This window comes from Stenotrophomonas sp. 05L414_2, assembly GCF_056397905.1.
Genome location: NZ_JBFTOJ010000124.1, coordinates 1 through 12,648, shown reverse-complemented (window position 1 = coordinate 12,648; position 12,648 = coordinate 1). Strand labels below are relative to the sequence as shown.

Below are 12,648 nucleotides of genomic sequence, written 5' to 3'. Positions count from 1 at the left end.
CCTCTTTCCTGGAGGAGTCAAGCCAGGGTTCATGGCCACGATCGTCGGAGAGACTAATGTCATCACCGATCCATACACTGAATCGCCGGATAAGCTCGTCCGTAACAGCGTCACGATCAAGATCGGCTGCCCACCTTCGATTCATCATCAGCACCAGGCTGATCTTCTCGTCAATCAACGTAGGAGTGATCGGTCCTGAATCCTTCTCGCCAGCCAGAAGCTCCTGGACAATCTTGATAACGCTGCTTTCGCTTGAGTCACTCATGGTTCTCTCTTCAGTCCTTGGAGATGTTGTCCGGCAAATTTTTGACCAGCTCTGAGTGGAGATCGAAGGGTTCGGTTCTTAGAAGCTGCCGCTTTGCCATGCTTGGCGACATGCCCTTCTTCTCCACCAGGCTCCGGTAGATCACATTGAGAACCTCTCGAACTGAGTCGTCGGGCTCCCCTGTGAATCCCCCCTTTGCATGCTCTCCGCTTTCCGCAGCTTCAAGCCAGATTCTCTGCACGGGGATAGTTTCCTCGAGGACACGCAACATCGCTTCAACCTTGGTGCCGTACGCTGCGTCATCCAGCAGTTCTTTCACCGCTGCGTGCGTACGGTCGACACGGTAGCGTCGACCTGTCGCCGTGTCTCTCGACTGCCACACGGGTACAACCTCGTCGCGGCGGCCCAGCGATGAATTCGAATGCGCCCGATGCAGGAATACCTTGCGCGCCCTGTCGCGCGCGTCTTCGGCCAAGCGGTAGAGCTGATCCCGCAGTGCAGCGGGAGGATGAGCGGATGACTTGCGGATGTCGATCTTCCATTGCGCATCAAGATCGTTGGGCAGGTCCAGCCGGATGCGTGCGAGCCTGTGAGCCTCGTCCTTGGACCAGGAGCGTCCACGTCCCAGGCCGAGCCAGCTGCCTGCAACCAAAAGTCTCCGTCCACGATAGATGTAGAAGCCTTGCTGACTCGACCATCCCTCGGTTCCGCCCGCTTCAGCGTAGGCCTTGTCGTTGAGGCGGTCCTTGTGGGGCAGCACGAAGGCTTGGCTGGTGATTCTCAGACCACCTTCGCCAACGTTCGACTCGGGTGACCTCCAGGTTGCCGGATTTGACGACAGGAATGGGTCCCATGGTCTAACTGCTTTCCCGTTGAGCCGCAGCTCAATGCCGGGGCCGCTACCGTCAAGATAGCGGTGGAAGATCATCGCGAGGTGGCGCTCCACGTCGTCAATGAGGTCAAGGAAATGCCTGCTTGTGAAGCCTTCAGTGACAATCCGATCGAGTTGTTCCCACAGGACTACTGTCCCTGATGACTGGGCAGTGTGCTGTACCAGGCGTGGCTCTGAGGATGACTCGGGTCCATCAAGAAGGTGCCACTCGCCATCAGGATCTGAAGCAAGAACATCCAGATCCCAGCGCAGGCAGCTCGATTGACCATCCTTGATGCTCAGAACGGTCAACCTTCTGGCTTGTGAGAACGATGCTGTCTTGAGTCCCAGGCCAAAGCGACCCAAGTCCGAGGCCGCCCGTACGTCCAAGGGGTTGCGGTCGCCGAGGAGCATTGCGCTGAATAGCTCAGCATCGTTCATGCCTCTGCCGTCATCTGCAATGGATATCCAGCTGTCTACGCCATTCCAATTGAACCCGACCTCTACTTGGCCCGCGCCAGCGGAAATGCTGTTGTCCACCAGGTCCGCCAGCGCCGTGGCCGTCGTGTAACCCAGGCCGCGCAGTGCCTCAACCATGGCGTCAGCCCTGGGGGGAGCATTTCGGCCTTGCGGCCTACCCCTACTGTTCTGCTGCATCGTCAGCCTCCGGCTTTCCATTGACCAACTCCCTGAGACGCCGCGAAGGGTGGCGCATCAGTCTTAGCGCCTTGGACTCAATCTGACGTATCCGCTCTCGAGTTACGCCAAAGACCTGGCCGACTTCCTCCAATGTCTTGTCGTTGCCGTCGATCAATCCAAACCGATGTCGGATGACTTCAGCTTCTCTTGAACCAAGCGCACTTAGGCAGTCATCGATCGCTCGCCTACGCAAATATCCATCAGTGACTTCCTCAGGCGGCTGAAAGGTATCTGGAGTGGCGATGACCAAATCTGCTGTCTCATCCTGCTGGTGCCAAGAGACCGCGTCGTGCGCCACATTCAGCAACTTTGCTACATCCCCAACTGATAGATCGCAGACCTTGGCGATGTCCTCGGCGCGCACGTCATCGAATGAGTCTTCACGGAGGACTCTGGCTGCCTTTGAAACCTTGTTGACCTTTTCCATGACGTGTATGGGCAACCTTATGACACGCGCTGTGTCTCCGATGGCCCGTCCAACGGACTGTTTCAACCACCACATTGCATACGTAGAAAATTTGTTGCCCCTTGCGTAATCGAATCTGTCGATAGCCTTGAGCAGGCCTATCAGGCACTCCTGAATGCGATCCATGCGTGGCAGCGTGCTCCACGCGTGGCTGTCTGCCACGTGCACTGCGAGTCGAACGTTTGCATGGAACATCTCGAGCTCAAGGCGCGACAGACGCTGCACCGCTCTACGCAGTAGTACGCTTGTGCACCCAGCTGCCCTGAACTCCTTGTCAAACCGTTTAACGGTCGATGAGGTCAGCTCCAGCGCAGATACTGCGGCCAGTGCATCCCTAGCAAGACCTTGGTTGTCTGGATCTTCCTGGAAGGCGAAACATCCGCAGCGTGCGCTTTCCAGCATGTCGCTCAGGTTGAGTCCGCTGACGGGCTGGGCCGGGGCTGGATCATCATCGGCGTCATCCGTGGCGTCGAGAAGATCGCTGGCGGGCTCATCGTCTTCGCTGCTGATGTGGCTGATTTGGCCGACTGAGACGCGACCCCGCTCAAAGTCTGTGGCTAGGCCTGCTATCGACGCGACAGCATGGGGGCTCTCTGCGATGGCGCGATACGCATCCTTGAGGGACAGGTCCAGCAAAAGCCCAATTCGTTCTTCGCCCGTACGGTCAAGCAGAACAGACGACTGGGCAATCTTTGCGAAGTGGAAGTAGGGATCGTTCGTCATGGACGCGAGATCCTGCATGAACTGCTCCAATTCACCGGTATCGCTGTCCGATGCTGGTTCGCTCTCCTGTTCTAGATGCAGAGGAGGTAGCCACTCATCATCGTCTTCCGGTACGGCGTCAATCTGGCCCATAAGGACAGTGAGCTGGCGAAGTACATCGCCCCTCTCATCGCCTTCAATCTCACGGGAGATGATCTCAAGGTCAAGGGGATTGAAGTTGCCCTCCATCCGGGCGCGATGAACTAGCGCTTCGAAGAGTCCATGTGTCGAGCTGTGATTGAGCTCCCGGACCAGTGAAATTTCGGCGTGACTTGGCAGTAGCTTCGCCAGGTCATTCCAGTCCTCATCGTTATCGACAATTACGTGCCTGGAAATCACCTCCTGCACGATCTGTATTGTCGATCGAAGCGAGGGATCCTCTAGCGGCGCTTCGGTCGTGTCTTCTTCCTCCCAAGTGGCAAAGAACTCGGATTCGAATTCAGCATCGTCGGGAGAGGAGTTTTGTGTGGAATCAGTGGCTCGCGTTTGAGCAGATTCCTCGGCCTCATCATCACGTTCATTGCTCCAGAGGCCGTCCAGCGTGGCTGGTGAATCGTCAGCCTTCTGGACTGCGAGCCGCTGAACTTCGAGAGCATGCTCCGAAATCAGGCGGCAGAGATCCAGATGTCCTTTGGAAGCGGCGAGCACATGTAGTGTCCGCCCCTGCTGGTCGCGTGCCTCTACGTCACCCCCGAGTTGAAGGTAGCGCAGAACATGCTCCGCATCGCCGCGAAGCGCGGCGAGTCGAAGGAGCGGCTTCAGCGATGATTGCCGCTTGTCCCCGGCGCTGGCTTCACTGCCAGCCCGGGTAACTGTAGAGCCCAGGGACTCCATTTCCCCTTGATTCATTGGTTCCCCCTGTTGAACCTTTCGCCTAGCTGAGTATCGACCACACGACTCGGGCGATCTGTCTGGCAATCAAAGGCGGAACTGCATTTCCGACCTGTACAAATTGTTGAGTCCTATTGCCGAGGAAAACATAGTCGTCCGGGAACGACTGCAACCGAGCGGCCTCTCTGACAGTGAGACTTCGGCACTGGCGAGGATCCCAATGGATGAACGCGTGACCATCTCTCGAAAGGTGGCTGGTCACCGTATTGGAAGGCTTGCCCTTGAGCTGAACGCGGAAGCGATCCGAGAACGAACCACTTTCCCAGTTCAAGTGATCAGGCGCGAGCTTCTTTGGGAAGTCACGGCTGGTCGGTGATCTGTCGTGCTCGCGCGCGAATGCCGCGCAGAAGAGGTAGCGCCCGAGGTCGGATTTCATGTGTCCCCGAGTCTCGTGGTTGAGCACGGAGTGCTGCGAGTCGCTCTTGAGCTGCTTGACGTAAGGGTTGCTGTCCTGGGTGTACTTGACCGAGCCGCGCGGAAGCCCGCCGGATGGAACAATCGAGCTGAGCTTCTCGATCAGCTCTGGATGGGATTTGCCCAGAATCCGGACCAAGCGATCCCTCTCCGATTCCATGGCCTTCCGCCATTCTTCGGGATCGTCCTGTTTGCGGCTCAGTCCGCTTCTCAGCCGGGGAAGCCCCTCTAGGGCTTTCTTCACACTGACCGGCTCTGCGGCATTGAGGCCGGGCAAGTCCTCGATTCCATCGGGAAGAAGATCTTCCCGGACACCCATGATGATGACCCGGTGTCTCGCCTGTGGAATTCCATGGTTCTCACACTTGATGATGAATGCAGACGGATCCTCCGCGACAAGTTCGCTGGTCCGCTTCTGATTCGCCTCAACGTGGATAGGAAGAAGCACATAGCGATACCCGTTCTTTCCCCCCTTCTTTTCCCTTTTCAGGGCTGCAGCAGGGTCGGAGAGATCGCGCATGATTGCAGCGAACATCTCCTTGTTGCCAACCTTGGAAGTCAGGATTCCCTTGACGTTCTCCATGATGAAGACAGCGGGGGAGAACTCGTCAAGAAGACCCAGGTACTGCTTGTAGAGGAAATGCTTCTTGTCCCCTTTTGAGGAGAATCCCTCCACATGCCGCTGGCGAGCCCGGCCCACGACGGAATAAGCCTGGCACGGGGGGCCTCCGATGAGGATCATCTTTTCGTACTGATCCTTGACCTCGTTGATCCGTGAATAGAGGGCCTGATTGTCCCGTTCTTCTCCCAGGGTGAGGTTGAGCGCCTCGCTCTCGGCTTCAGCCCACAGGTCACTCCATCGACCGTTTCCGAAATGTGCTGCCGGAGGAAGGGCCTCGCCCTTCGCAATTTCATCCAGATAGTCGTAGTACTCTCGCGGGACCTGGCCTTCCTGCCGGATGAGCAAGCGATAGAAGGCCCTGAGACGGAGAGTCGAGTGCGCAGACTTCTCCATTTCAGCGGATACCGCGAGTTCGAAGGGGTACTTGGCACCTTCTTCGGGCTTGAAGCTGCTGAACCCTTCGCCGAGGCCACCGGGGCCGGCAAAGATGTCAATTACACCGATGGGCTTACGTACTGCGGTCAAGACGGAGTCTCTGCTAGATGGTTGATGTGATGAGCCCGGCTGTTCGATCAGCACTGATGTCGAGAATCAGGGCCAAGAACACCAAGCCGGAGGTCACTGTCCGAAGGCACCTTTGGGCGCGCGGCTTCCGCTTTCGACTTCATACGAAGGGCCTCGCAGGAAAGCCTGACCTTGTGCTTCCGAAATGGAAGGCTGCAGTGTTCGTTCACGGGTGCTTCTGGCATCGCCATGAGGGTTGCCCTTTCTTCAGACTTCCGAAGACACGAGCAGGCTTCTGGGATGCAAAGCTCTCCGCCAATCGGCAGCGCGACCTGGCGGTAGTAGGGGCGCTTCTGGACATGAGCTGGCGCGTGGCAGTTGTATGGGAGTGCGCTATCCGACTCGACTCGAGTGTCGCGAGTGATCGCCTTTCGGAGTGGATATCCAGTGATCGCAAGGAAATAGAGATCCTGGCCAGCGACGGCACAGTAATCTGTGGAGACTTGGATAGCGGTCAACCGTGAAAAATCCATCTGCCTACGACCATTCCCTTGTTCATTTTCGCGTTCAGAAAGGGTGGTCGCTTTTGATCCAAGATGCCGGCCCCAATCTGTCTGCGGCAGGGTTCAGTGCTCCACTCTGAATGTCTGAGCCGCGCCCCCCGACGCCTGACGGAATCATACCAGGGTGGAAGCCCCTATCGCAGATTCTTTAGTAGCGCAGGGCTGTCAGAGCGGGGGCGCCGAATGCCTGCGCCGCAGGAGTCAGGTGCTGGTACTCCATGACCGCTCGCTTTGGGCAGCCGAAGGCAAGCCGGGCAGGCGTCTCCAGAGCCTTGCTGGAGCTTGGTCGGCTCCGACTTCACCGACCTCGTGAGCAGGAAGATAGGCGGGTCACGTGGGCGTCTAACTTGCCGGGACGGCCAAATCASTCGCGTTGTGGGTGTTCATAGGGGGAGGCCGGACGGGAGCTTGTCTAGCATGCTCACGCACTCAGGTTGAGGATCACTATTCCCCCAAAATCCGCCCACTCCAATGCAACATCAGCGGCACAGCGCACGGAACATCAATCCACCTGTCCGCAAACAGCACAATCCTAAGCTGCTCCATCGAGTTGTCCACCAACATTACAGGCGTGCCGTGGCAACTGACCACGAAGTACCTCTTCCCTGGGTGCCACGCGTCCCGCACCACGCCCCCGCGTACCAGCCGCACGGCGTCCTCGCGCATGACAGCGAACTCGGCATCAGACACCTTTCGCAGCGTCCACAGGTTCAGCCCAATCCTGGGCACAAACCAGTTGGCGATCACCGCAGACAGTATCGTCAGCAGGACAACGGCATAGATCACAAGCCTCATTGGAAGCTCTACAAATAGCTGACGGACAACAAGGCGAGCGGGACGCGACAACGCGTCAGCAGCCCGCAGCGTGGCGGCAGATGCCCGAGCCCATCCGGGCTACTCCCGAACCCGTAACCGCTCAATCACCTGCGCAGTCAGCCCCACGCACGCCATCATCAACCCTTCCATCACCCGGTCCCCCAGGTACTCCTCAGGCGCGCCGTTCTGCCGCGTGCGCTCCGCAGCCAACAGCACCTCCTGCACCACGCGCAGCCCCGCCAGCGCGCAATCCGCATCTGCCAGTTCAAGACAGCGCCCAGGCAATTGATGCCGCTCTGGCCAAGGCTGGCCATCCGCCGCCGCACCGGTACCGATGCGATGCAGCGTGGCGACAAAGGCRTTGGGATCGACGGACAGTTCGCGCTCGGCGTCGGTGTTGTCCGGATCGTAATGCGCGTGCAGGGAACGGAAATCCGATGTGTTCATGGCAATGCTCCGTACAGGACAGACAGCAGCGCCACCGATAGAGGTGGCGGACGATGCGTGGCTCGAAAACCGGTGAATACCCAAGCCGGCGGGCCCGAAGGCCCCCACGCACCGCCCGCCATGGAACGCGAACGGATTGCCAGCCGGCGCCATCCGAAGATGACGCCGACTGACAAGCGCAAAGCACTGGGTATTCAGACGGGTTTTCGAGGCCCGCGCCACCGGTGCTCGGTGGCACGCCAAGATGTACCCGCGCAGATGCCAAATGCCAAGAAGTCGCAGGCCATTGAGGCCGCAAGTGCTGACGCTTACGGCATTGTCGCATGGCCGCTACGTAGCGAATCGATTGCGGGGCAGCGGTTTCGGCGGAAGTTAAGGTGTCCCTTGTATCCGCGTATCAACGCACGGTTCGGCGCGTGGCGCCGTTCCAATCGCGACAGATCGTTCAGAGATGCAGGGCAGGGAGCAGGACGAAAGCGTCACCACTCAGATGCGTCGCTCAACAATCTGTCGCGGCCATAAAGCATTGGCGTGCAGGCCAAAGTAGTCCCGAAACACGTGTCCCCGCGGCCGCCCCAGACCTCCTCCGCCTGCCCCGAAGCAGCGCGGAGGAGTGGATGGCTCAGGTCTCAGCCATGGGGTGCCGCGTGCGCGGCAGCTCCGGCGGGCGGCTGCCATGGTTCATCACCTCGCGCACCTGGTGCTCCTGTGCGTAGAACTGGTTGGCGCAGTCCTGCGCTTCGCGAGCGTAGTCCTGCATCACGCCAATCACTGCATTGCTGGCATCGTGCTGCAGATCCACGGCAGTCAGATGCCGCGCGCCACCGTGCATGAACGCCACGGAGGTCACCTGGGCCACGCATACCTCCACCCGGGTTGGTCCGAAGCGCACCGCGCCCTCGGCCAGCGTGCCGTTGCCCGCGTACGCATTGCCCGCCACCCGCTGGCCGCGATGATAGGTGCCGACGTAGCGGATGCGGTACAGCGTGGATTGGAAATCGACGCGATTCCACAGCTTGTGTGCCGATGCCATCGCAAACTGTGCAGACGCGACGAAGGCCAGTGCCACCAGGCCGACCATCGCGTTGCCGCTGCTGCGCGCATACACAAAGGCCAGCACCACCCCCACAACGCCCAGCAGCAGGCCGAACAGCCCCAGCGCCAGCAGTGGTTGCTGGCTGGGCGACTGCCATGCAGCACGGAATGCCGAGATCAGCCCCGACGCGCTCTGGTCTGCACGTACGCTCGGTTCTTCTTCCACCAGCAGTTCGCCATCGAAGGTGTCCTTGCTGACGTTGTGCTCATGCACATAGCGATGATGAGGCTGCGGAATGCGGCTGGAAAGCCGCAGCAGGAGGCCGCCGCTGAGGTCTGCCATCTGCATCTTCTCATCCACGATATGCCGTGCTGCCGACGCGCTGTAGCTGCCCGTCTGGGAGATCAGTGCGACTGTGAACAGCGCGCTGGCAATGAGGCCGCTACCGAGCACAGCGAGGGTGGGCAGCACGACCGTGGAAACCGCGAACGGCGGGACGGGTACCTGTACCGGCGAAAGCGTGATGGCCAGCGGCCCGGCAATGGAGACCAGCAGCAGCGTGACGATGGCCGGCCAGCGCGGTGCGGGAACGTTGTTGCTGGCCGCATCCAAGGCGCCCTTGCGAATGGCCGACAACGTTGCGAACGGGCGCAGCAGCACCACCGAGACAATGAAATAGAAGCCCGCCATCCACGCGAAGGCGGTTGGCTGCGCAAAGACCCACGCCAGGCCGAAGCTGACCAGCACCGCGGCCAGGTAGATTGCCCGCTGCAGCTGCAGCTCGGCGTGCCAGCGGATGGTAGGTGGCGCGTTGATCAACTGCGGAACCAGGCCATAGAACATGGACAGCAGCGCACCCGAGGGGCGCTGCCGCACCGGAATGCCGTTGTTGATGACGTTGAGCAGGTAGTTGCGATGCTCGGATTCGCCGCTGGGCAGGGCAATCAGCCCCGAATCACCGGGTACAACGGTGAAGCGGAAATAGCGCATGGCCTCGCGGATGTGCACGCCACCGAACAGCAGCAGCGTGATGCCGGTGACCAAGCGCCCGATGGCACCGATGCCCATGCTGCGAACCTGATCGGCATTGGTAACGCTGAGCAGCAGGATGAGGCCGAACAGTAGCGCAAATGCACCCAGCGCGAGATGCAGGGTGTTTGGYAGTCGCATGGGATTGATGGTGACGGCCTGTGCAGGCGGCGTGCTGTACTCGGTGCTCATCGGAATCTCGAAAGGACGCTCGAACGGCAATAGCGGCCGCCTTCCAGGATTCTTGAGAGATTCAGGGGTTTGTGGGAATCAACGCCCGCGCGCCTCAAATATCACGCGGACCCGCGCACGCACCGCGATGGCCGAACCGTCGTGCACGACAGGCTCGAAGCGCCACTGTTGGAGCGCATCCAGCGCCACACGATCCAATTCCCGCATGTATGTTGACCGCGCAACCATCACGCTGCGCACTTGCCCTTCGGTGCCGATGTCCACCACGAGGATCGTCTCCGCCGGGTGTGGCAGAGGCGCTGCATCTGGCGGAACGTGCGGGGCGGGGGAAGTCAGTACCTTTGGCGGTGGGAGTGCCGGAAGCTCGGGGTTGTCGCCAGGCTCGATGAAGAGCGTGGTTGAGACCTTCGTCAGCCCCGATGGCGAGGGGGCTGTGGAGTGCGCGCGCGGCGTCGAAGCGCAGCCGGTAAGCGCAAGGGCGGCGGCTACCATGACGACGCGAGCGGCCATGATGTTGAAAGCAGTTGGGCTGGGCATCTGCTCAGCATAGTAGCTGCATCGTCGCTTGCGTCATGGCTTAAGGACTCGCCAACGCATGGCTGCTCCCAGTAGACATTCCCACCCCAGCGCTGGGATGTGTGAAGCCAGTTCAGGTCCTGCAGGCCGGTGCGGTGTATAAACTGCCGACAAGTGAGTGCCCGAATGTGAGGAACGGATGCGACACCCACTGAGGCCATGGATGGTGCTGTTGCCCCTGCTTATGGGCGGCTGTGGCACCCAGGCACCCCAGATGTATGGCGATGGTTTCCCCCTCGCCAAGCCAATGGATCTAGTCCACGCAGGTGCAACGGTAGAGGCGCGTTTTGAACTGCCGCCGCCCTGGGAGAAGGACCCCAGACCTCGCACGTTCCTGATCGGCTTCCGTACCGGTGGGCCTGCCAAGCGTCCGGACATGAAACAGGGAGATGTCGACTTTCTTGAAGACGCCCGGATTCCCTTGAAGGTGCGGCTGTGGAAGCTGGATGGCAACACCGAGATGCCCATCGCGCTGCACGCCTTGAATCGCGATCTGCCCGCTGTGTGGCAGGGCAGCCGATATCAACCGGCCAAGGGCGATGTATTCGAATACAGGAATGCCGTCGGCGCGGATTCGAACAGTCTGGTTAATGCAGGAAAGTACGATATGTCACTGGCCTACCGGGAATACGAGGTGGCCCGTGCCGATTCTGGAAATCTGACAGCCGGGAAGTACCGGCTGAAAGTGACCAGCCTTCAGGGCAACCCGGAAGTTGCACATCTCAACATCGAGCTTCTCGTCGCCAACTACAACGTGAAGTAGAGCCGGTGCCAGCCAAGGCTTCGCGCGTGGCGATCACCCCATACTCGCCGCCCGTGCCCTCACTTCCTGCTGCATGCGCTCCTCCTGTGACTGCTGCTCAAGCTCACGGCTCATGGCGCGCTGCTGGGCATCCTGGCTCACGCTCTCGTACTGCTGAAGCGATTGCTCGACTGGTGTCTGAGCGGCCTGCGCTGTCGGCATCGAGGCCCGTGCATGCGAAGGATCATTCAACTCGCCCTGCACCAGAAATACCGTGTGTCCGGCAGGGTTCTGCACGGTCGCGTTGCTCAGCAGCACGTGGTCTACGCGCGACAGATCGTTGTCTTTGGCCAGCACCAACAGGCTGGCGCTCATCCGCTCGCTGATCGCGTCGAAGCTGCGCCCGTGTTTGGCATCCAGTGCCGCAACACCGTCGCGTATCTGCTCGTAGAGCGGGTGGTCAGGGTGACCCGGCGACAGCGGGCCACCTGCGGTCTGGGAATCCTCCACGGCCTTGCGTGCCTGGTCGTACGCCGCATGGGCGGGGTGTTCCTGCTCCTGCACCACGGCGGGGATAGTCGGTTGTTCGCGTTGCTGTCCCTCTGCCTGCGGCAGGGGAGGGGATGGCGACCGATGGACCGATTGCATCCTCGCCATGTCCTCCACGGTGGTGGTGGAGGTCAGCACCATGCGGTTGCCCGCTGCAGTGCCGAAGGACGCGATGGCGCTGTCCGGGCTGGGCGCGTGTGTGCGTGGATCGGGCATCAGCTCCAGCGTGATGTCGGCCTGTTTTCCAACGGCGGCAAGATTCTGTTCAACTGCGGCGGTGGTGGCGGCAAGCTGCTCCTCGGTGCGCGGAATGCCATGTTTCGCGTACAGCGATTCCACCTGCCCGCGCACACCCTCAGGCGCGATGTGCACGGTGGCCTTGATCTGTTCGGCCATCCTGCCCATGTCCGCAATGCCGGCGTTCTGGCTCTGCCAAGTGATTTCCAGTTCATCGCCGACGTTGCGATTGGCCTGGCTGTTGTAGACCACGCCCTCGTGCAGCCACTGGCCATCCGCCTGGCGGCTGTAGCTACGGCCGTCGCTCGCACGCAGAGTGTTGGCGCTGTCCTGCGCATCGCGGATTGCCTGCGGGATGGACGGGTTCTGGGCGTCGCCGAAATCACTCCAACGGCCTTGCTCGTGGGCCACCATGTACCGCGCGGCCACGGCCGCCTTGGTGTTGGCCGCGTTCTGTGCGATGACGGTGCGCGACTGCTCATCCAAGGCGGGTTCGCGTTCCGGCGGAACAGGCTCGCGGCGCGTGATGGGCGTGCGCCCATCTACGACCTCCTTTATCTCCAGCTCCCATTGCCGCGATACGGTGTCGCGCACGAACTCTCTTCCGGTCTCGAAGGCGCTGGGTGGCGGCTCTTTCAAGCCGCTGGCACTCAGTCGATAGGGATCCCGTGGCGGCGGAAGGTTGGCCAGGCCCAGCTCGTAGGAGGCGCGGGCGGCCTGCCAGTTCAATTGGCGCTCCAGCGTGCCAGTGGCCACATAGTCGGCGCTGAAGGTGACATCGGCGCCCTGCGCCGTTTGTACTGGCCGTACTTCCACGCCAGTCCCCAGATCAGCGCTCTGAACTTGCTGTTGCTCGGCGCTGCGCAACCAGCGGCCATCCGGGTCTGCCGGGTTGCGCGCCCAGGTGCGCTGCAATGGATCCTGCTGGATATAGACCCGCTCGATGTCCTTCTGTTCGGCCCACTTC

General features: G+C 60.6%; 11 protein-coding genes. 2 read left to right on the top strand and 9 right to left on the bottom strand.

The features are described 5' to 3' along the window. The 4 genes from AC1DJN_RS15920 to AC1DJN_RS15905 form a co-directional block, all read right to left on the bottom strand. Positions 1 to 265 (bottom strand): hypothetical protein (locus AC1DJN_RS15920; protein WP_478039451.1); only part of this gene is annotated, 265 nt, incomplete at its 3' end. 10 nt (positions 266 to 275) lie between these two features. Further along, positions 276 to 1,733, bottom strand: a complete 1,458-nt coding sequence (locus AC1DJN_RS15915; RefSeq protein ID WP_442251583.1) for an ATP-binding protein — start codon at positions 1,731 to 1,733, stop codon at positions 276 to 278. Positions 1,734 to 1,776: 43 nt separating this feature from the next. Beyond that, positions 1,777 to 3,897, bottom strand: a complete 2,121-nt coding sequence (locus tag AC1DJN_RS15910) for a sigma-70 family RNA polymerase sigma factor (protein WP_442251584.1) — start codon at positions 3,895 to 3,897, stop codon at positions 1,777 to 1,779. A 40-nt stretch (positions 3,898 to 3,937) separates the two neighbouring features. Beyond that, entirely contained in the window at positions 3,938 to 5,515 is a 1,578-nt protein-coding gene (locus AC1DJN_RS15905) for a DNA cytosine methyltransferase (RefSeq protein ID WP_442251585.1), read from the bottom strand. A gap of 17 nt (positions 5,516 to 5,532) precedes the next feature. On the opposite strand from AC1DJN_RS15905, the gene AC1DJN_RS15900 reads away from it, so the two are divergent. Then, positions 5,533 to 6,018 (top strand): very short patch repair endonuclease, encoded by a 486-nt coding sequence (locus tag AC1DJN_RS15900; protein WP_478017882.1) that lies wholly within the window; start codon positions 5,533 to 5,535, stop codon positions 6,016 to 6,018. 483 nt (positions 6,019 to 6,501) lie between these two features. On the opposite strand, the gene AC1DJN_RS15895 is transcribed toward AC1DJN_RS15900, so the two are convergent. The 4 genes from AC1DJN_RS15895 to AC1DJN_RS15880 form a co-directional block, all read right to left on the bottom strand. Then, positions 6,502 to 6,852: a hypothetical protein gene (locus AC1DJN_RS15895; RefSeq protein WP_442251586.1), complete on the bottom strand. Its 351-nt coding sequence runs from the start codon at positions 6,850 to 6,852 to the stop codon at positions 6,502 to 6,504. A 99-nt stretch (positions 6,853 to 6,951) separates the two neighbouring features. Further along, the gene (locus tag AC1DJN_RS15890) at positions 6,952 to 7,320 is read right to left on the bottom strand and encodes a hypothetical protein (protein ID WP_442251587.1); all 369 of its coding nucleotides are present in this window, start codon (positions 7,318 to 7,320) and stop codon (positions 6,952 to 6,954) included. Positions 7,321 to 7,942: 622 nt separating this feature from the next. Beyond that, on the bottom strand, positions 7,943 to 9,577 hold the full coding sequence (locus tag AC1DJN_RS15885; RefSeq protein ID WP_442251588.1) for a hypothetical protein: 1,635 nt from the start codon (positions 9,575 to 9,577) through the stop codon (positions 7,943 to 7,945). Positions 9,578 to 9,655: 78 nt separating this feature from the next. Further along, positions 9,656 to 10,087, bottom strand: a complete 432-nt coding sequence (locus AC1DJN_RS15880) for an energy transducer TonB (RefSeq protein WP_442251589.1) — start codon at positions 10,085 to 10,087, stop codon at positions 9,656 to 9,658. A gap of 229 nt (positions 10,088 to 10,316) precedes the next feature. Here AC1DJN_RS15880 and AC1DJN_RS15875 point away from each other — a divergent pair, with 229 nt between their 5' ends. Further along, positions 10,317 to 10,916 (top strand): hypothetical protein, encoded by a 600-nt coding sequence (locus AC1DJN_RS15875; RefSeq protein WP_442251590.1) that lies wholly within the window; start codon positions 10,317 to 10,319, stop codon positions 10,914 to 10,916. Positions 10,917 to 10,949: 33 nt separating this feature from the next. Here AC1DJN_RS15875 and AC1DJN_RS15870 read toward each other — a convergent pair. Further along, a partial coding sequence (locus AC1DJN_RS15870) for an XVIPCD domain-containing protein (protein WP_478039449.1) occupies positions 10,950 to 12,648 on the bottom strand: 1,699 nt, incomplete at its 5' end.